The organism is Streptomyces sp. NPDC087906, assembly GCF_055584925.1.
Genome location: NZ_JBVJLC010000002.1, coordinates 865,386 through 889,229 on the forward strand (window position 1 = coordinate 865,386; position 23,844 = coordinate 889,229).

At 70.7% G+C, this 23,844-nt stretch carries 23 protein-coding genes and 1 riboswitch; of the genes, 6 read left to right on the top strand and 17 right to left on the bottom strand.

Annotated elements, in window-relative coordinates; genetic code table 11:
* Positions 1 to 180: 180 nt before the first annotated feature.
* Genes ligA through ACZ63I_RS09200 form a run of 4 tightly spaced genes read right to left on the bottom strand, consistent with a single transcriptional unit; the run spans position 181 to position 4,731 of the window.
* Positions 181 to 2,436, bottom strand: coding sequence for an NAD-dependent DNA ligase LigA (gene ligA, locus ACZ63I_RS09185; RefSeq protein ID WP_469336851.1), 2,256 nt, complete (start codon positions 2,434 to 2,436; stop codon positions 181 to 183).
* A gap of 15 nt (positions 2,437 to 2,451) precedes the next feature.
* Positions 2,452 to 3,477, bottom strand: a complete 1,026-nt coding sequence (locus ACZ63I_RS09190; RefSeq protein WP_469336852.1) for a methionine synthase — start codon at positions 3,475 to 3,477, stop codon at positions 2,452 to 2,454.
* Positions 3,474 to 4,163 carry an SDR family oxidoreductase gene (locus tag ACZ63I_RS09195; RefSeq protein WP_469336854.1) on the bottom strand — a complete coding sequence of 230 codons (690 nt, stop codon included), beginning with the start codon at positions 4,161 to 4,163 and terminating at the stop codon, positions 3,474 to 3,476. Before ACZ63I_RS09195 ends, ACZ63I_RS09190 begins: the two co-directional genes overlap by 4 nt.
* Before the next feature lie 28 nt (positions 4,164 to 4,191).
* Positions 4,192 to 4,731: an LOG family protein gene (locus tag ACZ63I_RS09200; RefSeq protein ID WP_469336856.1), complete on the bottom strand. Its 540-nt coding sequence runs from the start codon at positions 4,729 to 4,731 to the stop codon at positions 4,192 to 4,194.
* A gap of 91 nt (positions 4,732 to 4,822) precedes the next feature.
* On the opposite strand from ACZ63I_RS09200, the gene ACZ63I_RS09205 reads away from it, so the two are divergent.
* Together ACZ63I_RS09205 and ACZ63I_RS09210 are read left to right on the top strand one after the other, a co-directional pair.
* Complete coding sequence (locus ACZ63I_RS09205; RefSeq protein ID WP_469336857.1) at positions 4,823 to 5,152, top strand: DUF427 domain-containing protein; 330 nt, start codon at positions 4,823 to 4,825, stop codon at positions 5,150 to 5,152.
* Between the two features lie 68 nt (positions 5,153 to 5,220).
* On the top strand, positions 5,221 to 6,006 hold the full coding sequence (locus ACZ63I_RS09210) for an alpha/beta fold hydrolase (RefSeq protein WP_469336859.1): 786 nt from the start codon (positions 5,221 to 5,223) through the stop codon (positions 6,004 to 6,006).
* A gap of 30 nt (positions 6,007 to 6,036) precedes the next feature.
* On the opposite strand, the gene ACZ63I_RS09215 is transcribed toward ACZ63I_RS09210, so the two are convergent.
* Positions 6,037 to 6,969, bottom strand: a complete 933-nt coding sequence (locus ACZ63I_RS09215) for an SDR family oxidoreductase (RefSeq protein ID WP_469336861.1) — start codon at positions 6,967 to 6,969, stop codon at positions 6,037 to 6,039.
* Positions 6,970 to 7,078: 109 nt separating this feature from the next.
* Here ACZ63I_RS09215 and ACZ63I_RS09220 point away from each other — a divergent pair, with 109 nt between their 5' ends.
* A complete protein-coding gene (locus ACZ63I_RS09220; protein ID WP_469336863.1) occupies positions 7,079 to 7,768 on the top strand; it encodes a TetR/AcrR family transcriptional regulator in 690 nt (229 codons plus the stop codon).
* A 90-nt stretch (positions 7,769 to 7,858) separates the two neighbouring features.
* Positions 7,859 to 8,614: a carbonic anhydrase gene (locus tag ACZ63I_RS09225; RefSeq protein ID WP_469336865.1), complete on the top strand. Its 756-nt coding sequence runs from the start codon at positions 7,859 to 7,861 to the stop codon at positions 8,612 to 8,614.
* 82 nt (positions 8,615 to 8,696) lie between these two features.
* Here ACZ63I_RS09225 and mnmA read toward each other — a convergent pair whose 3' ends face one another.
* A complete protein-coding gene (gene mnmA, locus ACZ63I_RS09230) occupies positions 8,697 to 9,824 on the bottom strand; it encodes a tRNA 2-thiouridine(34) synthase MnmA (RefSeq protein ID WP_469336866.1) in 1,128 nt (375 codons plus the stop codon).
* A gap of 61 nt (positions 9,825 to 9,885) precedes the next feature.
* Here mnmA and ACZ63I_RS09235 point away from each other — a divergent pair, with 61 nt between their 5' ends.
* On the top strand, positions 9,886 to 10,578 hold the full coding sequence (locus ACZ63I_RS09235) for an N-acetylmuramoyl-L-alanine amidase (RefSeq protein ID WP_469336868.1): 693 nt from the start codon (positions 9,886 to 9,888) through the stop codon (positions 10,576 to 10,578).
* 24 nt (positions 10,579 to 10,602) lie between these two features.
* On the opposite strand, the gene ACZ63I_RS09240 is transcribed toward ACZ63I_RS09235, so the two are convergent.
* Complete coding sequence (locus ACZ63I_RS09240; RefSeq protein ID WP_469336870.1) at positions 10,603 to 11,766, bottom strand: cysteine desulfurase family protein; 1,164 nt, start codon at positions 11,764 to 11,766, stop codon at positions 10,603 to 10,605.
* A 105-nt stretch (positions 11,767 to 11,871) separates the two neighbouring features.
* On the opposite strand from ACZ63I_RS09240, the gene ACZ63I_RS09245 reads away from it, so the two are divergent.
* Positions 11,872 to 12,711 carry an alpha/beta fold hydrolase gene (locus ACZ63I_RS09245; RefSeq protein ID WP_469336872.1) on the top strand — a complete coding sequence of 280 codons (840 nt, stop codon included), beginning with the start codon at positions 11,872 to 11,874 and terminating at the stop codon, positions 12,709 to 12,711.
* A gap of 91 nt (positions 12,712 to 12,802) precedes the next feature.
* On the opposite strand, the gene ACZ63I_RS09250 is transcribed toward ACZ63I_RS09245, so the two are convergent.
* The 10 genes from ACZ63I_RS09250 to ACZ63I_RS09295 form a co-directional block, all read right to left on the bottom strand.
* A complete protein-coding gene (locus tag ACZ63I_RS09250; RefSeq protein ID WP_469336874.1) occupies positions 12,803 to 13,657 on the bottom strand; it encodes a thioesterase family protein in 855 nt (284 codons plus the stop codon).
* A gap of 38 nt (positions 13,658 to 13,695) precedes the next feature.
* Positions 13,696 to 14,355 carry a trimeric intracellular cation channel family protein gene (locus ACZ63I_RS09255; protein ID WP_469336875.1) on the bottom strand — a complete coding sequence of 220 codons (660 nt, stop codon included), beginning with the start codon at positions 14,353 to 14,355 and terminating at the stop codon, positions 13,696 to 13,698.
* A gap of 45 nt (positions 14,356 to 14,400) precedes the next feature.
* A complete protein-coding gene (locus ACZ63I_RS09260) occupies positions 14,401 to 15,594 on the bottom strand; it encodes an ABC transporter ATP-binding protein (protein WP_469336877.1) in 1,194 nt (397 codons plus the stop codon).
* Positions 15,591 to 16,625, bottom strand: coding sequence for an ABC transporter ATP-binding protein (locus tag ACZ63I_RS09265; protein ID WP_469336879.1), 1,035 nt, complete (start codon positions 16,623 to 16,625; stop codon positions 15,591 to 15,593). The genes ACZ63I_RS09260 and ACZ63I_RS09265 overlap by 4 nt, the downstream gene beginning before the upstream one ends.
* On the bottom strand, positions 16,622 to 17,632 hold the full coding sequence (locus ACZ63I_RS09270; protein WP_469336881.1) for an ABC transporter permease: 1,011 nt from the start codon (positions 17,630 to 17,632) through the stop codon (positions 16,622 to 16,624). Before ACZ63I_RS09270 ends, ACZ63I_RS09265 begins: the two co-directional genes overlap by 4 nt.
* 96 nt (positions 17,633 to 17,728) lie before the next feature.
* Positions 17,729 to 19,495 (bottom strand): ABC transporter substrate-binding protein, encoded by a 1,767-nt coding sequence (locus ACZ63I_RS09275; protein WP_469336883.1) that lies wholly within the window; start codon positions 19,493 to 19,495, stop codon positions 17,729 to 17,731.
* Positions 19,496 to 19,539: 44 nt separating this feature from the next.
* Positions 19,540 to 20,535: an ABC transporter permease gene (locus tag ACZ63I_RS09280; protein WP_469336885.1), complete on the bottom strand. Its 996-nt coding sequence runs from the start codon at positions 20,533 to 20,535 to the stop codon at positions 19,540 to 19,542.
* Between the two features lie 364 nt (positions 20,536 to 20,899).
* Complete coding sequence (locus ACZ63I_RS09285) at positions 20,900 to 21,691, bottom strand: enhanced serine sensitivity protein SseB C-terminal domain-containing protein (protein ID WP_469336887.1); 792 nt, start codon at positions 21,689 to 21,691, stop codon at positions 20,900 to 20,902.
* Positions 21,692 to 21,878: 187 nt separating this feature from the next.
* On the bottom strand, positions 21,879 to 22,625 hold the full coding sequence (locus ACZ63I_RS09290) for an enhanced serine sensitivity protein SseB (RefSeq protein ID WP_469336889.1): 747 nt from the start codon (positions 22,623 to 22,625) through the stop codon (positions 21,879 to 21,881).
* A 51-nt stretch (positions 22,626 to 22,676) separates the two neighbouring features.
* Positions 22,677 to 23,435 carry an AAA family ATPase gene (locus tag ACZ63I_RS09295; protein WP_469336891.1) on the bottom strand — a complete coding sequence of 253 codons (759 nt, stop codon included), beginning with the start codon at positions 23,433 to 23,435 and terminating at the stop codon, positions 22,677 to 22,679.
* A 159-nt stretch (positions 23,436 to 23,594) separates the two neighbouring features.
* Positions 23,595 to 23,692: riboswitch (glycine riboswitch) on the top strand.
* Positions 23,693 to 23,844: the final 152 nt, after the last annotated feature.

Genomic DNA, 23,844 nt, shown 5'->3' on the forward strand with positions numbered 1-23,844 from the left:
CGACTGGCATCCCGACCACTCAGCCGTGTACGACAGGCGCACGACTCAACAGTAGGCCGCCGAACGCCCCAACGGGCAGCGCTCGTCGGCGGTTGCCCGAATGCGACCCGCCCGTCCCTATCCATCTGATATGCGACGAACGGGCGAGCTTGGCGCCCGCTCCCCCGCCGCTGCGTCACGCTACTCGCCGGTGCTCGGCCCGGAGGCATCTTCGGCCGTTTCCGCCGGAGACTCCCCCGGCGGCTCCTCCTCGGCGCCCGCCGCCGCCAACGCCACCTCCCTGGCCGCTTCTTGGCCTTCGGCGAGCAGGACCGTGAAGCCCTGTTCGTCGAGGACCGGGACCTTGAGCTGGATCGCCTTGTCGTGCTTGGAGCCGGGATTCTCCCCGACGACCACGAAGGCGGTCTTCTTCGAGACGGCCCCCGCGACCTTGGCGCCCCGGCTCTGCAGCGCCTCCTTCGCTCCGTCGCGGGTGAATCCCTCCAGCGTGCCGGTCACGACGACGGTCAGCCCGGCGAGCGGGCGCGGGCCCTCGTCCTCGCCGCTGCCCTCCTCCTCCATCCGGACGCCGGCCGCCCGCCACTTGCGCAGGATCTCGCGGTGCCAGTCGACCTCGAACCACTGCTTGAGCGAGGCGGCGATGGTCGGCCCGACCCCCTCGACGGCGGCCAACTCCTCTTCCGTGGCCTGCTCGATCCGCTCGACGGAGCGGAACTCCCTGGCCAGCGCCTCGGCGGCGACGGGTCCCACATGCCGGATGGAGAGCCCGGCCAGGATCCGGGCGAGCGGCCGGCTCTTGGCGGCCGCGATGTGCTCCAGCATCGCGAGCGCGTTCTTCTTCGGCTTGCCCTCCTGGTTGGCGAAGACCGTGACGATCTTCTCCTCGCCGGTCTCCGGGTCCCGCTTGGGCAGCCCGCTGTCCTGGTCGAGGACGTACGCCTTGATGGGGAGCAGCTTCTCCTCGGTCAGGTCGAAGAGGTCGCCCTCGTCCAGCAGGGGCGGGGTCGACGGCTCCAGCGGCTTGGTGAGCGCGGCGGCGGCCACATAGCCGAAGTTCTCGATGTCCAGGCATTTGCGGCCCGCGAGATAGAACAGCCGCTCACGCAACTGGGCGGGGCAGGACTGCCCGTTGGGGCAGCGGAGGTCGATGTCGCCCTCCTTCATCGGGCGCAGTGCCGTCCCGCACTCGGGGCACTCGGCGGGCATCACGAACTCCCGCGCGTCCTCGGGCCGCAGGCCCATGACCGGGCCGAGGATCTCGGGGATCACATCGCCGGCCTTGCGCAGCACCACCGTGTCCCCGATGAGGACGCCCTTGGACTTCACCACGTCCTGGTTGTGCAGGGTGGCGAACTCGACCTCCGACCCGGCGACGGTGACGGGCTCCACGACCGCGTACGGCGTGACCCTGCCGGTGCGGCCGACGCCGACCCGGATGTCCACCAGCTTGGTGTTGACCTCTTCCGGCGGGTACTTCCAGGCGATGGCCCAGCGCGGGGCGCGCGAGGTGGAGCCGAGCCTGCCCTGGAGCGGGATCTCGTCCAGCTTGACGACCACGCCGTCGATCTCGTGCACCACCGAGTGCCGGTGCTCGCCGTAGTAGGCGATGAACTCCCGTACGCCCTCGATGGAGTCGACCACCCTGTTGTGCTCGCCGGTGGGCAGGCCCCATTCGCGCAGCAGCTCGTACGCGTGCGACAGGCAGTCGATGTCGAAGCCCTCGCGGGCGCCGATGCCATGGACCACCATGTGCAGCGGCAGCGTGGCGGTGACCCGGGGGTCCTTCTGGCGCAGCGATCCCGAGGCGGAGTTGCGCGGGTTGGCGTACGGCTTCTCGCCCGCCTCGACCCGCCGCGCGTTGAGGTCCTGGAAGGCCTCCATCGGGAAGAAGACCTCGCCGCGGATCTCCACCAGGGCGGGGATCCGCTGGCCCTTCAGCCGGTGCGGGATCTCGGCGATCGTGCGGACGTTGGGCGTGATGTCCTCGCCGACGCGGCCCGTGCCGCGGGTCGCCGCGCGGGTCAGCACCCCGTTCTCGTACGTCAGGTTGACGGCGAGGCCGTCGATCTTCAGCTCGCACAGGAAGTGGTAGTCGGGGGTGCCGACGTCCTTGGCGAGCCGGTCGGCCCAGGCCGTCAGCTCCGCGTCGTCGAACGCGTTGTCCAGGGAGAGCATCCGCTCGCGGTGCTCGACCTTGACCAGTTCCGTCTCGTAGTCGACGGAGACCTTCTGGGTCGGCGAGTCGGGGGTGCGCAGCTCGGGATGGCGCTCCTCCAGCTCCTCCAGCGACCGCAGGAGTTCGTCGAACTCCCGGTCGGTGATGACGGGCTGGTCCTCGGCGTAGTACCGGTAGCGGTGCTCGTCGATCTCCTCGGCGATCCGGGCGTGCTCCTCCCGCGCCTGCGCGGGCACTGCCGTCTGCTGTTCGCCAGCCACCGTTTCGTCCTCCCGTTACTCAGGGTTGTCCGCGAGGGATCTCGCCGCCCGGACGCAGTGGGCGAGCGCCTCCCGTGCGTACCCGGGTGAAGCGCCCGCGAGACCGCACGACGGGGTGAGCACCACGGACCCGGCGAGAGTCCCCGGCGCCAGCCCCAACCTGCGCCACAGCGTTCTGACACCCATGACGCTACCGGCAGGGTCTGACAATGGGCTGTCGGTGCCGGGCACGACTCCGGCGAAGAGTTGGGTGCCGCCCTCGACCGCCTCGCCGATCGTGTCTTCGTCACGCTCGGTGAGGAGATCGAAATCGAACGAGATTCCGGCCGCGCCCGCCCGCCTCAGCAGCGCGAACGGTACGTCCGGCGCGCAGGAGTGCACCACGGCGGCGCCCGGCGTCAGCGCGGTCACCTCGCGCAGCGCGTCCTCGACCACCTGCCGGTCCACCGCCCGGTAGGTGCGGTAGCCGCTGGCGGACCTGACATGGCCGCGCAGTACGGCGGTGAGGGACGGCTCGTCGAGCTGCAGCACCGGTACGGCGCCGGGGATCCGGCGGCGCACCTCGGCGAGATGCGCGGTGAGCCCCTCCACCAGCGATCCGGTCAGGTCCCGGCAGGCACCCGGGTCGCTGAGCGCCGACTCGCCGCCCCGCAGCTCCAGCGAGGCCGCGAGCGTCCAGGGCCCGACGGCCTGGATCTTGACCGGTCCCGTGTAGCCCTGGGTGAACTCCTCCAGGGCGTCCAGGTCCTCCCGCAGCCAGGACCAGGCCCGTTTGGTGTCGCGGCCCGGCCGGTCGCCGATGCGCCAGCCGCTGGGCTCCACGCGCGCGTAGACCTCGACCAGCATGCCGGCGGTCCTGCCGATCATGTCGGCGCCCGGACCGCGGGCGGGCAGCTCCGCCAGATAGGGGAACGTCTCAAAGGTGCCGGTGACGGCCTTGGCCGTCTCCCGCGCGTCACCGCCCGGCATGGACCCGACGCCGGTGGCAGGCCCCCAGTTCACCGGGGTCGCGGCCCCGTCGCCGGCCGTCCCGTCGCTCATCGGCCCGGCCGTACGGTCACGTCGTCCACCTGCGCGTCGCGCGGCAGGTCCAGCGCGGCGATCAGCATCGCCGCCACCGACCCGGGGTCGATGAACCGGTCCGCCACGTACTCCTTGCCCTCCTGCTGGTGGACCTTGACCTGCATGGGGCTGGCCGTCCTGCCGGGATAGACGGAGGTCACCCGCACCCCGTTCGGCTTCTCCTCCTGGCGCAGCGCGTCGGCGAGCGCCTTCAGTCCGTGCTTGGAAGCGGCGTACGCGCCCCACTCGGCGTTCGCGTTGAGCCCGGCCCCCGAGTTGACGAACACGACCTGGCCGCGGGCGGCCCGCACCTGCGGCAGGAAAAGCCGGGTCAGCTCGGCAGGGGCGACCAGGTTCACGTTGAGCTGGCCGTGCCAGACCTTGGGCGTCAGTTCGCCGATCGGGCCGAGGTCGACCACACCGGCGATGTGCAGGAGCGAGTCCAGGTGGTCGGGGAGCGCCTGCTGCCCCAGCGCCCAGGCCAGCCGGTCGGGTTGGCCGAGATCCCCGACCAGGGTGCCGGCGCCCGGATAGCGGGAGCTGAGTTCCTTGGCGCGGCCGATGTCGCGTGCGAGCAGCAGCAGGTCGTCGCCGCGTTCGTGCAGCCGGCGCGCGACGGCGGCGCCGATGCCCGAGCCGGCGCCGGTGATCAGATGGGTAGCCATGGCGTCATCGTCGCATCACGCGGGGGCCTCAGCGCACGCCGGCGGACTCCTCCAGGTAGGCGAGGGCGCCCACGCCGTCCTCGACGAAGAAGACCAGCTCGGTGAGGGGCAGCGGCAGGAAGCCCTCGGCGTCCATCCGCTGGAACTGCTCCTTGAGCCCGTCGTAGAAACCGGCCGTGTTGAGCAGCACGACGGGCTTGGTGTGCAGGCCGTGCTTCTTCAGCTCCAGGATCTCGGTCGCCTCGTCCAGGGTGCCGGCGCCGCCCACCATGATCACGATCGCGTCGGACTTGGCGAGCAGCAGCGCCTTGCGCTCAGCGAGGTCCTTGGCGATCACCATCTCGTCGACTCCCGGCCGGGCCGAGGCGGCGAGGAAGTCCACCAAGACCCCGACCAGCCGGCCGCCCGCCTGCTCCACGCCGTCCGCGACGACCTTCATCAGACCGCGGTCGGCCCCGCCCCAGACGAGGGTGTGGCCGCCCTTGCCGATCAGCTCGGCGAATTCGCGGGCGGGCCGGGTGTAGCGCTCGTCGAGGTCGGCGGCGGAGAGGAAGACGCAGATATTCATGCGCTCAACGGTAGAGGCAGGGAAGAGAGCGGGGCCCGCCGGTGCTGTTGGTAAGGAGGGAACCGACAGAGCCGTCGAAGGGACGCACGCCATGGCCACCGGGCACACCATCACCGTCGACCAGGGCACCGAGCATGTACGCGCCGTACGGGACGGGCAGGTGCTCGCCGAGAGCCGCCGGCCGCTCGTGCTGCGCGAGACCGGCTGTCCCGTCCGCTACTACCTGCCGCCGGAGGACGTACGCGTCGAGTTGCTGACGCCCTCGGACACCACGACGCACTGCCCCTTCAAGGGCGACGCCTCCTACTGGTCGCTGCCGGACGCCCCGGACCTGGTCTGGGCGTACCCCACGCCGAAGACGGAAGTCGCCCAGGTCAAGGGGCACTTCTGCTTCTACGACACGGAGTTGCTGCCGGACTGAGCGGCGCCGCCGTGAAGTTTTTCCGGGCCCGGCGATGAGTTCCGCCGGGCCCGCAGGTCTGCACTGCCATGGACACCCCGCACAAGGTGACGTCCGCGGACGGCACCAGCATTGCCTACCGGCGCTCGGGCGAGGGCCCGCCGGTCGTCGTCGTGGTCGGCGCGCTCTGCACGGCGGAGTCGGGGGCGCCGCTCGCGGCGCTGCTGGCCCCGCGCTTCGACGTGATCACGTACGACCGGCGCGGCCGCGGCGCGAGCGGTGACACCGCGCCGTACGAGGTGCGGCGCGAGATCGACGACCTGGCGGCGCTGGTCGCCGAGGCGGGCGGCAGCGCCTCCGTGTACGGGATGTCGTCGGGCGCCGCGCTGGCGCTGGAAGCGGCGGCTGCGGGCGTGGAGATGAGCCAACTGGCGCTGTACGAGCCTCCGTACCTGCTGGACCCGGCCGATGTGCCGGCCAGTGCCGCCTACACCGGGCAGCTCGGCGTGCTGCTCGCGCAGGGCCGGCGGGACGAGGCCGTGGAGCTGTTCATGGCGCTGACGGGCATGGACCCCGCGATGATCGACGCGATGCGCCGGTCTCCGAGCTGGCCCGCCCTGGCGGCCGTCGCCCCCACGCTCGCCTACGACGACGCGGTGCTGGGCTCGGGGCTGATCCCCACCGAACGGCTCGCCGGGATCGGGACGCGGTCGATGGTCGTGGACGGCGGCGCGAGTCCGGCGTTCCTGCGCGACGCCTCGCGCGCGGTGGCAGAGGCGCTGCCGCGCGGCCGTCATCGCACGCTGACCGGCCAGACCCACGACGTGGCGCCGCACGTACTGGCGCCGGTGCTGGCCGACTTCTTCGCGGGCTGAGCGCCGGAGCGGGCCGGGGTCCGAGCACGCTCAGCGCACGGCGGCGGGCAGGGTCACACCGGTCAGCCGCTCGGCCTCGCGCCACAGCCTGGCGTTGACCTCGGTGTCGCGCGCCCTGCGGGTCGTACGCGCGGGCGCCGTGGGGCCGACGAGACCGAAGCGCCCGCCGGGGCCGTAGTAGCCGGCGGCCACGGCGTCCGGGCTGGTCGCCGCGTACAGCAGCGGCTCGGCGCCCTGCTCGACGCCCTGCGTGGGCAGGATGTCGTACCGGTTCATCAGCGAGTACGTGAAGGACGGCTTGCCCGTGCCGAGACTCGAGCCGGCCGTCTGGAGGTTGGTCTTCGTGTAGCCGGGGTGGGCGGCGGTGCTCAGCAGCGGCCAGCCGCGCTCGGCGGCGACGGCGGCGAGCTGACGGGTCAGGATCAGATCGGCGAGCTTCGACTGGGCGTAGGAGCGGACGGCGCTGTAGCGGCGGCGCTCCCATTGCAGATCCTGGAAGTCGATCGTGCCGTAGTTGGCGGTGCCGCTGCTCATGGTGGCCACCCGGGGCGCCTCGGCGGCGAGCAGCAGCGGCAGGAGCCTGAGCGTGAGGGCGAACGGGCCGAGGAAGTTGCTGCCCATCTGGAGCTCGAAGCCGTCGGCCGTGCCGATCCGGCTGGGCGGCGACATCACCCCGGCGTTGTTGACCAGCAGGTCGAGCGGTGTCCCCTCGGCGATGAGCCCGTCGGCGAACTCCCGTACGGAGGCCAGCTCGGCGAGGTCGATCCTGCGCACGTCGAGCCGTGCGTCCGGATGGGCGGCGAGGATCTCGGCGCGCGCCTGCTCCCCCTTGGCGACGGTACGGACAGCGAGCACGACCCGCGCCCCCGCGCCCGCCAGGCGCTTCGCCGCCTCCTTGCCCGTACCGCTGTTGGCGCCCGTGACGACGGCGAGCCTGCCGTGCTGGTCGGGAACGGTGTACATGAGGGCCCCTTCGGTTGTCCGGCAGATAGAAGACCACCGGTCTGTTGTCTTCGAAGGTAGCAGACCACTGGTCTGATAACAACAGACCGCAGGTCTGTACGATGAGGCCATGACGAGCTTCCAGCGCGCCCGCAGCGAGGAGCAGCGCGCCGTACGCCGACAGGCGATCCTCGACACGGCCGCCGCGATGCTCACGGAGATGCCGGCGGCCCAGCTCAGCCTCAACGAGCTGAGCCGGCGCGTGGGACTGGCGAAGTCGAATGTGCTGCGTTACTTCGAGTCGCGCGAGGCCGTCCTGCTGGACCTCATGAACGAGGCGACGCGCACCTGGCTGGACGGCTTCGAGACCGAGGTCGCCGCCGCTGTCGACGCGACGGCCGAACCGTACGAGCGGGCGGACCAGTTGGCGGCGGCGCTGGCCGCCTCACTGGCGGAGCATCCGGTGCTGTGCGATCTGATCGGCGCACAGGCGGCGGTACTTGAGCGGAACGTGTCACCCGAAGCGACGGCGGAGTACAAGCGCGCGGCCGTGGCGAACGTGCGGGATCTGGTGCGGCTGGTCGGCCGGCTGCTGCCCGAACTCGACGAGGCGGACGCGACGCGCTTCACGACCGCCGCCGTGATGATGACCGGGACCGTGTGGTCGCACGCGCATCCGTCGGCCGCCGTGCTGACGGTCTACGAGAGGGACGCCGAACTGGGCGCCCTGCGGATGGACTTCACGGTGACCCTGACCGATGTGCTCCAAGTGCTGCTGTCAGGACTGCTGGTACGCGCCGCCCGCCGGACCGCCGCCTGAACGCGACGACCGCCAAGGGTTGTTCAAGAAACTTCCAAAACTTCATACAGTATGAAAATACATTAGTAAAAAGAGCGCTAGTTTCCGCTCGTGAAAATCACACAGACCTCACAGGCCCCGGCAGTCACCAGACGCCGCGCCCTGTTCCGAGCATCCGCCGCGACCGCGGCAGTAGCGACCACCGCGGCCGGCGCCGGACTCCTCACCGGAGCGTCCCCCGCTGTGGCAGCCGTCGGCGCGCCGACACAAGCACGCGTCCGGCCGGCCACACCGGCGGCAGCCCTCGCCGAGCTGGCGCTGGGCAACCGCCGCTGGCGCACCCTCCACGAGCAGCATCCGCACGAATCCGCGAGCGTACGCCAGGCGCTGGTGAGCGGTCAGGAGCCGTTCGCCGTGATACTCGGCTGCGTCGACTCCCGCGTATCGCCCGAGCTGGTCTTCGACCAGGGCCTCGGCGATCTGCTGACCGTACGCGCCGCGGGTGAGGTGCTGGACGAGGCCATCCTCGGCAGCATCGCCTACGGCGTACTGGAGTTGGGGATACCGCTGGTGCTCGTCCTCGGGCACCAGTCGTGCGGCGCCGTCTCGGCGGCCGTGGCGGCGGACGAGAGCGGCGAGCACCTTCCCGACCACATCCAGTACCTGGCCGACCAGATAGCTCCGGTCATCGACCACTCCCTGACGGGTGACGCGCGGGTCGACGCGACCATCGACGCCCAGGTCAAGCAGGTCCGTGCACGGCTCGCGGCGGTGCCCGACCTGGCGGCCAAGGTGGCCGAGGGCAAGCTGGCGATCGCCGGCGCACGCTACGAGCTGAGCACCCAGCTCGTGCACCGGCTCAGCTAGGTCGTGTCCGCAAAGTCCCGCCTGGGCCTTCGGACCCCGCCCGCCCTTCCCGGCCGGGAAGGGCGGGCTCCGGCGGTCCCGGTCAGCCGGCCAGCGCCGTCTTGCGCCGGACCGTCGTCGCGATCGTCGCCGAGCCGACCACGCGCGTGCCGTCGTACAGCACCACGGCCTGGCCCGGCGCCACGCCCCGTACCGGCTCGTCGAACGCGACCCGCAGGGTGCCGTCCACCAGCTCGGCCGTCACCGGCGTCTCGCCGCCGTGGGCCCGCAACTGGGCCGTGTACGCGGCGGATCCGGTCGGCGCCGTGCCGCACCAGCGGGGCTTGACCGCCGTCAGCTCCAGGACGTCGAGGGCGTCGACGGGGCCGACCGTCACGGTGTTGTCGACGGGCGAGATGTCCAGCACGTAGCGCGGCTTGCCGTCGGCGGCCGGGTGGCCGATGCGCAGCCCCTTGCGCTGGCCGATGGTGAAGCCGAAGGCGCCGTCGTGGCTGCCGAGCTTCGTCCCCGCCTCGTCCACGATGTCGCCCTCGGCCGCGCCGAGCCGCTTGGCGAGGAAGCCCTGGGTGTCGCCGTCGGCGATGAAGCAGATGTCGTGGCTGTCGGGCTTCTTCGCCACGGCGAGCCCGCGCCGCTGCGCCTCCTCGCGGATCTCGCCCTTGGTGGTGAGCGTGTCACCGAGCGGGAACATGGCGTGCGCGAGCTGCCGCTCGTCCAGGACGCCGAGCACGTACGACTGGTCCTTGGCCATGTCGCTCGCGCGGTGCAGCTCGCGCGCGCCGTCGGCGCCCGTGACGACCGTCGCGTAGTGGCCCGTGCAGACGGCGTCGAAGCCGAGCGCGAGCGCCTTGTCGAGCAGCGCCGCGAACTTGATCTTCTCGTTGCAGCGCAGACAGGGGTTGGGCGTGCGGCCCGCCTCGTACTCGGCGACGAAGTCGTCCACGACGTCCTCGCGGAAGCGCTCGGCGAGGTCCCAGACGTAGAAGGGGATACCGATGACGTCAGCCGCGCGGCGCGCGTCGCGGGAGTCCTCGATGGTGCAGCAGCCGCGCGCTCCGGTACGGAACGACTGCGGATTCGCCGAGAGGGCCAGGTGGACGCCGGTCACGTCGTGCCCCGCTTCGGCGGCGCGGGCGGCGGCGACGGCGGAGTCCACGCCGCCCGACATCGCGGCCAGGACACGGAGGGGGCGCTGGGGATTCTGAGTCATAGCCCCACCAGAGTACGGCCCGGCGGGAACCACAGTCGCGCGAGTATGCGTTGTCGACCATATGGGCGAGAAGAAGAGCGGCGAAGCCGCGGGTGGGCACCGGATCGGCAGGCGCGGCCTGCTGATCGGCGGCGGGCTCGCCGTGCTGGGCGGGGCCGGTCTGGCGCATGAGCAACTGACCCGCGCCTGGTGGCGGACCCCGCTCGCCGAGAAGCCGCGCACCCCGGGCGAGCTGGATTTCGCGGGCGCCCAGTGGGTCTCCGCCTCCCCGGCGAACTACCGGCGGGCCGACCGCCCGGCCGACTACACCGTCGACCGCGTGGTGATCCATGTGGTGCAGGGCAGCTACGCGGTCGCGCTGAAGGTCTTCAAGGACCCGGCGCACGCGGCGGCGGCGCACTACGTGGTGCGCAAGGACGGCCATGTGGCGCAGATGATCCGCGAGCTGGACGTCGCGTTCCACGCGGGCAACCGCTCGTACAACGAGCGCAGCATAGGGATCGAGCACGAGGGCTGGGTGGACCGGCCGCGGTCGTTCACGGACGCCATGTACCGCTCGTCGGCCCGGCTGACTGCGGACATCTGCAAGCGGTACGGGATACCCGTCGACCGGGAGCACATCATCGGCCATGTCGAGGTCCCCGGCACGGACCACACCGATCCGGGCCGGTACTGGAACTGGAACCGGTATCTGAAGCTGGTACGCGAGGCGTCGGCGCCGCCCCCGCCGCGGCGGATCTCCGCAGCGGGCTGAACCCGCGGGCCGAACCGAGGGAGTTCAGCTCAGGCCGGCGCTGCGGGCGCGCTCGACCGCCGGGCCGATCGCGGCGGCGACGGCTTCGACGTCCGACCGGGTCGAGGTGTGGCCGAGGGAGAAGCGCAGCGTGCCCCTGGCCAGGTCCGGGTCGCTACCGGTGGCCAGCAGGACATGGCTGGGCTGCGCGATCCCCGCCGTGCAGGCCGAGCCCGTCGAGCAGGCGATGCCCTGGGCGTCCAGCAGCAGCAGGAGCGAGTCGCCCTCGCAGCCGGGGAAGCTGAAGTGCGCGTTGGCGGGCAGCCGGTTGTCCGGGTCGCCGCCGAGCACCGCGTCGGGGACCGCCTTGTGCACGGCGTCGATCAGCTCGTCCCGCAGCGCGCCGATGTCCCGCGCGAAGTCCGCGCGGCCCGCCGTGGCCGCCCGCGCCGCGACGGCGAAGGACGCGATGGCGGGGACGTCCAGGGTTCCGGAGCGCACCTGGCGCTCCTGGCCGCCGCCGTGCAGGACGGGTACGGGGGTGTACTCGCGGCCGAGGAGCAGCGCGCCGATGCCGTAAGGGCCGCCGATCTTGTGGCCGGACACCGTCATCGCGGCGAGCCCCGAGCGGCCGAAGTCCAGCTCGGTCTGGCCGACGGCCTGGACCGCGTCCGAGTGCAGCGGGATGCTGAACTCCCTGGCCACCTCGGCCAGTTCCGGGACGGGGAGGAGCGTGCCGATCTCATTGTTGGCCCACATCACGGTTGCGAGGGCGACATCGTCCGGATTGCGCTCGACGGCCTCGCGCAGGGTCTGCGGATCGACCCTGCCGTACTTGTCGACGGCCAGGTACTCCACGGTCGCGCCCTCGTGCTCAGCGAGCCAGTCCACGGTGTCGAGGACCGCGTGGTGCTCCACGGGGCTGGCCAGCACCCGGGTCCTGGCCGGGTCGGCGTCCCTGCGCGCCCAGTACAGCCCCTTCACCGCCAGGTTGTCGGCCTCCGTGCCGCCCGAGGTGAAGACCACCTCGCTCGGCCGTGCGCCGAGGGCCTCGGCGAGCGCCTCGCGGGCCTCCTCGACGGTACGGCGGGCCCTGCGGCCGGCGGCGTGGAGCGATGACGCGTTGCCGGCGAGGCCGAACTGGGCGGTCATCGCCTCGATCGCCTCCGGCAGCATCGGAGTGGTCGCGGCGTGGTCGAGGTAAGCCATGGTGGGCTCGATTCTACGAGCCGTCCAAGGCCGTTCACGCATCCGGGCCTTCCGGCGGGGTGAACGGCTTGTCCGGACCAGACAGGAGTGATTAGCGTTACGGTCATGACGGAGTGGATTCTCGATCGTACGTTCCGCAGTTCGTCGGGTGACGTGCGCTGGGCCTCGCTCGGACCGGCGGGCCGGGCGCCGGTCGTCCTGCTGCACGGGACGCCCTTCTCGTCGTACGTCTGGCGCGCGGTCGCCCGCGCCCTCGCGCAGGAGCACCAGGTCTTCGTCTGGGACATGCCGGGCTTCGGCGCCTCGGAGCGGAGCGCGGGCCAGGACGTGTCCCTGCGGGCGCAGGCGCTGGTCTTCACCGAACTGCTCGGCCACTGGGGGCTGGAAGGGCGCCCGGGACCGCAGGTCGTCGCCCATGACGTCGGCGGCTGCGTGGCGCTGCGCGCCCGGCTGCTGCACGGCGCGCGCTACCGGAGCCTCGCCCTGGTCGACCCGGTGGCGCTGGCCCCCTGGGGCTCCGCCGCGTACCGGCTGCTCGGCCGGCACGGCGAGGTCTTCAACCAGCTCCCGGCCGCCCTGCACCGGGCGCTGGTACGCGAGTACGTGTCGTCCGCGAGCCACCAGGGGCTGCGGCCCGAGGTGCTCGACCGGCTGGTGGAGCCGTGGTGCGGGGAGGCCGGGCAGCCCGCGTTCTACCGGCAGATCGAGCAGAACGACCAGCGCTTCACCGACGAGATCCAGGGCCGCTACGGCGAACTCGACCTGCCGGTGCTGATCTGCTGGGGCGCGCGGGACACCTGGATCCCGGCGGCCAAGGGCCAGGAGCTGGCCGCGCTGGTCCCGGACGCGGAGCTACGGCTGATCCCGGACGCCGGACACCTCGTACAGGAAGACGCCCCGGCCGCACTCACGGCGGCCCTCGGCCGCCATCTGCGGACCGGCTAGGGCCGTACCGGGGCACACGCACAGGGGCGCGCGTACAGGGGCGCGCGTACGGGAGCGGGTGTACGGGCGCGGGTGTACGGGAGCGACCGGCTCAGCCGCGCGGTGCGCGGGCCAGTTGGCGGGACTGGGCCACCAGCCGGTCCGCGCTGTCCCAGACCTCCGCGTCCTCCTCCATGAAGCCGCCGGCCAGATTGCGGGTGGCGATGGCGACCCGCAGGGGGCCCGGCGCGGGGCGGCAGCGGATGTGGACGGTCAGCTCCACGGTCGGGGTCCAGCCGCTGAGCCCCAGGTCGAAGGCGGTCGGCGGCAGCGCGTCCACCGTCAGCAGCAGCGACAGCGGATCGGCGTCCCTGCCGTCGGCGAGCCCGAACCAGCCGCGCATCTCACCGGCGCCGGACGGCCGGCCCACGGCCCAGCCCGAGGTCGCGGGGTCGGCCCTGACGTCCAGCCGGTCCAGCAGCGAAGCGTCGCCCACGAACAGCGACCCGGCGTCCGAGCTGTTCAGGCACTGCTCGTACGGCGGGATCTGCGGCGGCTTCGCCGTGGTCCGCACGTCGTCGGGGAGCGCGGCCAGGTCGCCGTACGAGGCGAGCACCCGGATCCGTTCGACCTCGGTGCCGTCCTGCGCGTACTGCAGGACCGAGGCCTGCCCGGTGGAGAGCGTGCGCCCCGCCCGTACCGTCTCGCTGCGCACGACGGCCGGTCCCGGCTGGGACGCGGTCAGGTAGTGCGCGGTGACGGTGAACGGATCGGGGTGCGGCAGTACGCCGGCGAGCGCGCGGCAGGCGACGGACAGCAGATAGCCGCCGTTGATCGCGCGCACGATGGTCCAGCCCGCCGAGAGTTCCGTGTCGTGGACGCCCGGCTCCCCCGGGCGTGGGACGACGGCGGTGTCCCGGTCGAACTCGCTGTCGCCGATGGTCGCCTGTCCCGAGTGATCTGCCATGGGAGGAACGGTACAACAGCCGATTAGCGAGCGCTTGCTTACCCCTCTTCGGCGGCTGCCGAGCGGCGGTTCCAGGCGCGCGGCGCCCGCCAGTGGAAGCGCATCGCGAGCAGCCGGAGTACGAAGGCGGTGAGCGCGGCGAGGGTCCCGGTCAGTCCGTTCAGCGCGTCCTCGCGGATGCAGACAGCGGCCAGCACGGCTCCGACGACCGCCGGCACGGCGTACAGATCGCGGTCCCAGCGCAGCAGGGACGGCACCTCGTTGGCGAGTACGTCGCGCAGCACCCCGCCGCCGACCGCGGTGACCAGGCCGAGTACGGCGGAGGCGGTGAGGCCGAGGCCGTACTCGTACGCCTTGGTGGTGCCGGTGACGCAGAAGAGGCCGAGCCCGGCCGCGTCGAAGACATTGACCGCGCCCTGGATCCGTTCGACCTGGGGGTGCAGGAAGAAGACCAGGACGGTGGCGACCAGCGGCATCGAGAAGTAGCCGAGATCGGTGAAGGCGGCGGGCGGCACGGCGCCGATGATCAGGTCGCGGAAGAGTCCGCCGCCCAGCCCGGTGGTCTCGGCGAGCACCGCGATGCCGAAGACGTCGAAGTTCTTGCGGACGGCGAGCAGGGCACCGGAGATCGCGAAGACGAAGATGCCGACGAGATCGAGAGTGTGCTGGACGGAGGGGGCGAACAGTTCGGGGAGCACCGGGCAATTGTGCAGTCCTGCCCGGTGCTCCCCGCTCCTGCCCTGCTACTTCGCCTCGGGTGCCTCGGGCGTACCGTCCGCCGGGGCCGCCGGGGACTCCGGCTTCGTCAGGGACGGCTTCGGCTCGGCGGCCGGCGCCGGCGCCGACAGCGTCACCGACTCGACCGATTCCTGCGGCTGCTGGTCCGGCGCGTTCTCCGGGTGGTGGCAGGCCGCCTGGTGTCCCGGCGCGAGCTGGATCAGCGGCGGCTCGGTCGTCTTGCAGATGTCCGTCGCCTTCCAGCACCGCGTGTGGAAGCGGCAGCCGCTCGGCGGCGAGATCGGCGACGGCACGTCGCCGGTGATCAGGATCCGGTCGCTCTTGGCGTTGCGCCGCTTCGGGTCCGGCACCGGCACGGCGGAGAGCAGCGCCTTGGTGTACGGGTGCATCGGCGTCGAGTACAGCGAGGCGCGGTCGGCCAGCTCGACGATCTTGCCGAGGTACATCACGGCGATCCGGTCCGAGACATGGCGGATGACCGACAGGTCGTGCGCGATGATCACGTACGTGAGGCCGAGTTCGCTCTGCAGGTCGTCCAGCAGGTTCACCACCTGCGCCTGGATCGACACGTCGAGCGCGGAGACCGGCTCGTCGGCGACGACGAGCTTCGGGTTCAGGGCGAGCGCGCGGGCGATGCCGATGCGCTGGCGCTGGCCGCCGGAGAACTCGTGCGGGTAGCGGTTGTAGTGCTCGGGGTTGAGGCCGACCAGTTCGAGCAGCCGCTGGACCTCCTTCTTCACCCCGCCCTGCGGATCGACCTTCTGCAGCCGGAAGGGGGTGCCGATGATGCCGCCGACGGTGTGCCGCGGGTTCAGCGAGCCGTACGGGTCCTGGAAGATCATCTGGACGTCGCGCCGCATCGGCCGCATCTTGCCCGCGGACAGGTGCGTGATGTCCCTGCCCTCGAACTCGACCTTGCCGCCGGTCGGTTCCAGCAGCCGGGTGATCAGCCGGCCCATGGTCGACTTGCCGCAGCCGGACTCGCCGACGACGCCGAGGGTCTCCCCGGGGCGTACGTCGAAGGACAGCCCGTCCACGGCCTGGACCGCGCCCACCTTGCGCTTGAGCACGCCCTTGGTGATCGGGAAGTGCTTGACCAGGCCCGAGACCTTGAGGAGCGGCTCAGGCCCGGAACCGCCAGCCGACCGCTCCGCAGGCTGGTGCGGAACCTTCTTGGTCTGTTCGGTCTGATCAGTCACAGCTTCGGCGCAATCTCTTCGGTCCAGATCTTTTCCCGCTCCGCCTTCGTCATGTGGCAGGCGGAGAAGTGCCCGTCGGTGATCTCCCGCAGCTCCGGACGCTCGATGCGGGTGATGTTGTCCTTGGGTACGTCGGCGTACGGGCAGCGCGGATGGAAGGCGCAGCCACTCGGGACGTTGATCAGGCTGGGCGGGGTCCCCTTGACCGGGATGAGGCGGTCGGTCTGCTCCCGGTCGATACGGGGCATCGAACCCAGCAGGCCCCAGGTGTAGGGGTGCTGGGGCTGGTAGAAGACCTTCTCGGCCGAACCGCGCTCGATGCAGCGGCCCGCGTACATCACCAGCAGCTTGTCGGCGATCTCGGCGACGACGCCGAGGTCGTGGGTGATGATGACGACCGCGGAGCCGAACTCCTTCTGCAGATCGCGGATGAGGTCGAGGATCTGCGCCTGGACGGTGACGTCGAGGGCGGTCGTCGGCTCGTCGGCGATGAGCAGTTGGGGGTTGTTGACCAGGGACATCGCGATCATGGCGCGCTGGCGCATACCGCCGGAGAACTGGTGCGGGTAGTCGTCGTAGCGCCGGGCGGGCTCGGGGATGCCGACCCGGTCGAGCATCTCGACCGCCCGCTTCTTCGCGGTCTTCTTGTCCACCTTGTTGTGGACGCGGTACGCCTCGACGATCTGCGCGCCGATGCTGTAGTAGGGGTGCAGCGCGGACAGCGGATCCTGGAAGATCATCGCCATCTTCTGGCCGCGCAGGGCGCGCACCCGCTCGCGGCCCGCGCCGATCAGCTCCTCGCCGTCGAGCCAGATCTCACCGGAGATCCGGGCCCGGTCCGAGGTGTGCAGACCCATGATCCCGAGGGACGTCACGGACTTGCCCGAACCGGACTCGCCGACGATGCCGAGGGTCTCGCCGGCCTTCAGATCGAAGCTGACGCCGTCGACGGACTTGACCAGGCCGTCGTCGGTGTCGAAGTGGATCTTGAGGTCCCGTACCGAGAGGAACTCCTTGTGCGCGTCGCTCATGAGAGCCTCACCCGGGGGTCGATCGCGGCGTACACGAGGTCCACCAGCAGATTGCAGAGAACGATGAAGAAGGCGGCGACCAGGGTCACACCCATGACCTTGGGCAGGTCGGCGCTTCTGACGCCGTTGATGGCGTAGGCGCCGAGCCCCTGGAAGGAGAAGACGTTCTCGGTGATGACGGCGCCGCCGATGAGCAGCGCGAAGTCCATACCGAAGATGGTGATGAGCGGGGTCAGCGCGGCGCGCAGGCCGTGCTTGACGACCACACTGCGCTCCCGCAGGCCCTTGGCCCGCGCCGTCCTGATGTAGTCCTCGCCCATCGTCTCCAGCATCCCGGCCCGGGTGAGCCTCGCGTAGAGCGCGGAGTACAGGAAGGCGAGCGTGCACCAGGGCAGGACCAGGGACATGAACCACTGCCCCGGGTTGTCCGCGAACGGGACGTAGCCGTTGTTCGGGAAGATCGCCCAGTGGAAGGTGAACAGCGACAGCGAGACCAGGCCGGTGAAGAACATCGGCAGGGAGACGCCGGCGAGGGCGATGGTCATGGCGAGCCGGTCGAAGATCGAGCCCGGCTTGAGAGCCGAGAGCACACCGGTCGCGACACCCGAGATCACCCAGATGACAGCGGCACCGACGGCCAGCGACAGGGTGATCGGGATACGCGCGGTCAGCTCGGGCCAGACCGCCACATGGGACTTGAAGGAGTAGCCGAAGCAGGGGGCGTTGCAGCTCACCGGGTCGGGGCCGAAGTTGTAGTTGGCGCCGACGACGATGCCCTTGATGAAGTGCCAGTACTGCTCGTAGAGCGGGAGGTCGAGCCCCAGGTTCTTCTTGACCGCGCGGATGACGTCGGGGTCGGGGCTCTTGCCCACGTACTGGGCGGCCATCGAGTCGGTCGTCTGGCCACCGAGCCGGGGCACCAGGAAGAAGATCGCGAATGTGACTGCGCTGACCACCAGCAGCAGCAACACCGCGGCGAAGACGCGTCGGATGATGTACGCAGCCACAGCCGTGCGGCGCCGGGTCGGTCCAGCGGGTTACGCCAGACCGACCCGACGCCTTCACCTGCCTTTCAGGGGGGTGCTGTCGATTGACAGGTGTTGCTACTTGCTAGAGCTCATCAGCACGTAGTCGTACATGCCGAGGTACGCGTCGGTCACCGTGACGTTGGTCGCGGAGTCCGGGCGGTAGAGCAGGTTCTTGCGGTAGAACAGCGGAACGACCGAGGCGTTCTCCATGACCATCTGGTCGATGTCGCCCCACGCGGCGTTGCGCTCCGTGGTGTCGACCGTGCCGATGGCCTTGACCAGGGCGGCGTTGATCTTCGGGTCGTTCAGCTCCATCAGGTTCGTGCCACCCGACGGCTTGATCGCCGTACCGTCCACGATCTGGTCGAGGAAGCCGTAGCCGGTCGGCCAGTCGGCACCCCACGCCATCATCATCATGCCGGCGTTGTTCTTGTGCACCCAGGCCGGGACACCAGCGAAGTCCGTGAAGTACTTGTCAGCCGGGAACGTCTTGATGTTCGCGGTGATGTTGATCTTCTTCAGGCTCTGCTGGAGCTGCGTGGCGGCCGTGACCTCGTCGGGACGGTCGGACCGCGCGGTCAGCGTGGTGGAGAAGCCGTTGGGCTTGCCGCAGGCGGCCAGCGCGGCCTTCGCCTTGGCGATGTCGCCCTTGTTGCCGGCCGACGGGTACAGGTCGAACTTCTTGTAACCGGCGACGCTCGGCGGGATCACCGTGGTCGCGGGGTCGCCCTTGACCGAACCACCGATGGAGTCGACCATGCCGGCCTTGTCGGTGGCGTACTGGACGGCCTTGCGGCACTCGACGTTGTCGAACGGCTTCACGTTGACGTTCAGCGCCAGGTACTGCAGCGCGCCCGCGTACGGGTTGTCCGTCTTCGCCTTCTCGGCCGGCTTCACGAGGACCTTGGGCTGCGTCTTCGACTGCAGACCGGTACCGGCGATGTCAGCGGTGATCGAGTCGTTCAGCAGGTGATCGTCGATCGTCGTCGCGTTCACGTTGAGCTTGAGGACGATCTTGTCCGGCAGCGCCTTGCGGATCGGGTCCGTCTTCGGGTCCCACTCCGGGTTGCGGACCAGCGTCGCGCCGCTGCTCTCGCTGTAGTTCGTGACCTTGTACGGGCCCGACGAGACCATGTGCTGGACGTACGAGGCGCCCGTGTCCTTCGCCTGCGGCACCGGGGCCGTCTGCGAGAACGCCGCCAGGTAGTCCATGTCGGCGAACGGCTTGTTCAGGTGGAAGACGATCGTCGAGTCGTCCGGGGTCTCGATGGACTTGAGACCGTCGGGGCTCTTGTCCTTGTACGGACCCTTGTACTTGTCGCCGCCCTCAAGGTAGGCCTTGAAGTAGGTCGGGCCGTTGGACAGGGCCTCGGGCGCGAAGTTGCTGCGCTCGATGGCGTACTTGACGTCCTTCGACGTGATGACCGTGCCGTCGTCGAACTTCACGCCCTTGCGGAGCGTGTACGTCCAGGTCTTCGCGTCCGGGCTGGCCTTGCCGAGACCTGTCGCCAGGTCGGGGACTATCTTCAGGCTGTCCTTGCCCGGGGCCGGGTTGAAGGTGACCAGCGAACGACCGTACAGCCGGGAGAAGTTCTGCACCCAGCCGTAGTACGTGTTGCCGGGGTCCAGGGAGTCGGGACCACTGGAGTGCTCGTAGGTGACCGTCCCCCCCTTCTTGTCCGACTTGTTGACGATGCTGGTCAGACCGGCGTCGGTCTTGGCGGTGCCACCGCCACCGCCGCCGCTGTTGTTGTCGCCGGAGTCACTGCTGCTGCACGCAGAAGCGCCCAGCGCGAGCGCTACCGCCGCGGCGATAGCCGCCGCCGTCTTTCTGCTGTTCATCCTGAGGAAAGCCCCCTCGGTTGTCCGGTGCGGCACGGCCGCGATTACTTGCCACGGGGGTCGAGTGCGTCACGCAGCCCGTCCCCCAGCAGATTGAAGGCCAGCACGGTGATGAAGATCGCCAGCCCGGGAATGACCATGAACATCGGATCGACCTGGTAGAGGTCCACCGCCTGGGTGAGCATGCCGCCCCATGAAGCCTGCGGCGGTTCGATGCCGACGCTGAGGAAGCTCAGCGAGGCCTCGAAGAGGATGTTCGTGGGAATCAGCAGCGTCGAGTACACGAGGATCGGCGCGACAAGGTTCGGCAGCAGTTCCCGGAACAGGATGAAGGGTCCGCGGGCGCCCAGCGATCGGGACGCCTCGACGAACTCGCGCTCACGCAGCGAGAGCGTCTGGGCGCGGACGATGCGGCCGATGTACGGCCAGTTGAAGAAGCCGATCACGAAGATCAGCACCGCGATCCGCAGCGTGAGGCCGCTCAGTCCGAAGGCACTGCCCTGGAGTGAGGCCGAGATGGAGATCGCGAAGAGCAGCAGCGGGAAAGCGAGGAAGGTGTCCATCAGCCTGCTGATGGCGCTGTCGACCCAGCCGCCGTAGAAGCCGGCCACCACACCCATCACGACGCCGATGACGACGGACAGCAGGGTGGATCCCGCCGCGACCACCAGCGAGACCCAGGAGCCCTCGATGATCCGGGCCAGGATGTCCCGGCCGGTCTGCGGCTCGACGCCGAGCGGGTGGTCCCAGCTCATGCCGCCGAAACTGCCCTTCGGCGCCAGCAGGGTGGGATCGACCAGGCTCTGGTTGAAGACGTTCGGGTCGAGACCGAACACCGACTGGATCGGCTTGGACAGCACGGCGACAAGGATCAGCAGGATGACGACGACGCCGCCGGCCAGGGCGACCTTGTCCCGTTTGAAGCGCGTCCAGGCGATCCGGCCGAGCGAACGGCCCTCGATCTGCTTCCCGGCGCCCTCCAGGACCGCTTCCGGCTGCACTGTCGCCGCCGACCCGGTGGTCTCGATAGGTGCCGTCATTGCGCTGGAGACCCCTCTCGGCCGACGGTGGCCGGCCCATGACCGCCGCTGTAGCGGCTCTTACAGATCACTGGTTACGCGTGGCCCGCCTACGGCGTCGGAAGCTGCTCCTGTGAGCGTCTCGGACACAGGGCCGGACCACGTGCTGCACGGAGTCTTCTGCCACTTTGCGATCACCCGCCAGCCCTGACGGGGAATGGTGACTCAACCGTGATGCGCCGAGAGGGTTTCCGTTATCCGAACACGGGCATCGCCTCAGCGGACCAACTGGGTCACTAATCCCCCATATTGGACATGAGGCCGGTAAGCCTCAGGCCATGCCAAAGTGGGGGTGTTCGCGAACTCCGGAAATTAGTATGACTGCTCAGTACGGGCGCGGAGCGGGCGGGGGGTACCCGTACCCGGTGGCCGGTGCTCCGGCGTGTGCGTCCCGGTCGTAGAAGGGCCGGGAGTTGGCGCGCAGCCACATCGTGACCGGGTCGTACTCGTCCGACATCGCGACCGTCGAGACCGGCAGCCCGTCCGGGACGGCGGCGACGGACTGCTGCATCATCGTCCGGACGGCGCCGACCGACGCCGGGCTCGTGTCGTAGAGATCGAGCCCGATGGTCAGATACGGGGAGCCGAGGGCCGGCTGCACCCAGGCGCGGCGCAGCGAGCGGACCGCGGGCGTGCGGTGCGCGTTCTGCGTGAGCAGCGCGTAGAACTGCGGCAGTTCGAGGGCGGGCTCGGAGAGCCGGAGCGGCCCCGCCGGCATCCGGTCGAGGCCGGTGGCGATCCGGCGCAGATCCAGCCAGGGGATGCCGACGCCGCCGCCGGGGGCGTGCGGATTGAGCCAGATCCCCCAGCGGTCGGGGTAGAGGGCGCGGGCGATGTCGCGGCCCGAGACCAGTTCGTGCGCCCGGGTCCAGCCGCTGACGGACAGCTCCTGGGCGGAGGTCACGCAGGGCGCGTAGCCGAGGCCGTCCACTTCCATGTTCCCGTACTGGGCGTCGGGGGAGCCCGTCTGGCCGTGCCAGAGCAGCATCCACACCTGGCCCGTCGTGCCGTCGGCGAGAGCCTGGAGCAGCGCCTCGTACGCGTCGTACCGTCCGGGCGTCACCTGGCGCAGCATCTGCTCCACCTGCCCGGCCGCCGCGGTGCCTGACGCGCTCACTCCTGGTCCCGCCCCTCGTCGATCCGGCCCTGCTCCCCCGCCATCAAACCAGCTTAGGGGGCGGTACTGACACAGACTTGACGGCGGGTGTGTGCTGCGCATAAGCGGCGCGCCGGGCCCCGCAGGATGCGTATGCGCACCTGCCGCTCCGTCAGTTCGCTGCGAGGGCGGGGGAATCAGTGCGGAATCAGTGCGGCCGGGTCCGTTGGTAGAAGGGCCGCACCCGCTCCAGCAGCCAGTCGGCGACCGGGTCGCCCTGCGCCACGTCGAGCAGGATCAGACTGACCTGCCAGCCGATCTGGACCCGGCCGAGCGCCCGGCCGAGCGCGTCCATGGGCACCTCGCGGTCAACGGCCTCCCACGAGGAGAGCTGCACGCCGACGAAGAGCTGCGGTGCGCCGCCCTCGACGCTGGCGAGGGTGCGGCGGGCGGACAGGACGAGCCCGGACGCCTCGAACTCCCCCGCGGCGGCGGCGAGGAAGTCGACGGGCTCTTCCTGCCAGTCCGGCTCGAAGAGCTTGACCCGGCCGCCGCCCGCCGGTCCGTCGAGCGGGGTGCGGCCGGCCCTGCACAGCTCGGCGACGGCGACGGGCGGCAGCGGAGCGCCGACCGTGCCGCCGGGGTTGACCGCGAGCCCGAGCTGCGGCGGCAGCCCGCGGGCGAACTCGACGGCGGGCGCGACGGTGAACGGCATATGGGCGCCCGCGCAGCTCAGGAACTGCTGCTCCGAGCTGAACACCGGCACGTAAGCGGCGCCCTCCAGCTCGATGGTCGGCAGGTCGAGGTCGGGGCTGTCGGGTCCGCCGCCGTTCGGCAGCGGCACCCAGAGCGCGCTGCGTCCGAGCACTTCGACCAGCCGGCCGCCGGCCGCCGGATTGCCGAGCGAGGCGGCAAGCACCTCTTCCAGCTCGTTGGCCGGCCACGCTGTGTTCACTGCTTCTCCTCGCCCCTGTCCCGCCCCTGTGTGCGGGGCTGCCGCAGCACCCTAACTCCGCGACTGCCCTGGTGGGACGGGGGCGGTGAACGCGATGGTGCGGAGCGCGCCCGCCGCGTCCCTGTCCAGCAGGACCGCCGTGGCGCAGCCGCGCGGCAGTCGGCCCGCCTCGGCGGCCGCCAGCAGCCCGCGCACCGCGCGGCGGTGCCGGGCGAAGGCGTAGCCGGAGACGCCCCGGCCGCGCTCGCGCTGCCCGGCGCGGGCCACCTCGGGCGGCACGTCCAGCAGGACGAGATGGAGCCGCCGGCCGCGTCTGCGGGCCTCGCGGGCCAGCCAGCGCCGTACCCAGGTCTGGGTGCCGCAGTCGTGCACGACGACGCTCTCGCCCGAGCGCAGCGCGCGGCGCAGCCCCGCGTAGTGGGCGATCCTGACCAGCGGGCGGTAGAGCGCGTACGGCAGCCGGGCGGGCAGTCGGCGTGCCCAGCGGTCCCTGGCGTCCTGGGAGTCGATGGCGCCGCTCGCCGCCGTGCGCCGGATCAGGGTCGACTTGCCGCTGCCGGGCAGCCCGGACACCACGATCACGTCCCCCGGCGCGAAGACCAGGCCGCCCGGCAGCCGGCCGCCCCTGGCGCGTAAATCCCGGACACGACCGGCGGGCGCCGCGGGCGCGGCGGGCCCGGCGGGCGCCGCGGGCCCGGCGGGCGCCGCGGGCCCGGCGGGCGCCGCGGGGCCCGTGGGCGCCGGCACCACCGGGACGCGTGCCCGCGCGGGCAGGTACCCGTCCGTCACCTCTGAGCGCTGCACCGTCATCGCCGTCCCCCTGTCATGGTCATCCCTCGGCCCACGACGACTCTTGCTTCTTCTTGCCCAAGAAGTGTAAAGAAAAGGTAATGTCCCACAACCCTCTCCCGGGGTGTGCCCGACCGGGATGCGTGCGATGATGTCCGCGCCAACTGCATACCGGCCGTTTGAATCCGCGCGGGAGAGTCCCGGCCACCACATGCGCCGGGCGCCGAAGGAGCAAGTTCCTCCCTTGAATCTCTCAGGCCCCGTACCGCGCGGATGAGGCAGATCTGAAAAGCGGGCCGCAGCTCTGCGGTCCCACCCACGGTGCAAACCACGGCTGTGCGCACGTACGTAGTACGTGCGGTCGTGGTGAACCTCTCAGGTTCCGATGACAGATGGGGAGGAGAGTCCTCGCCTGTCATCAGCCATGCCC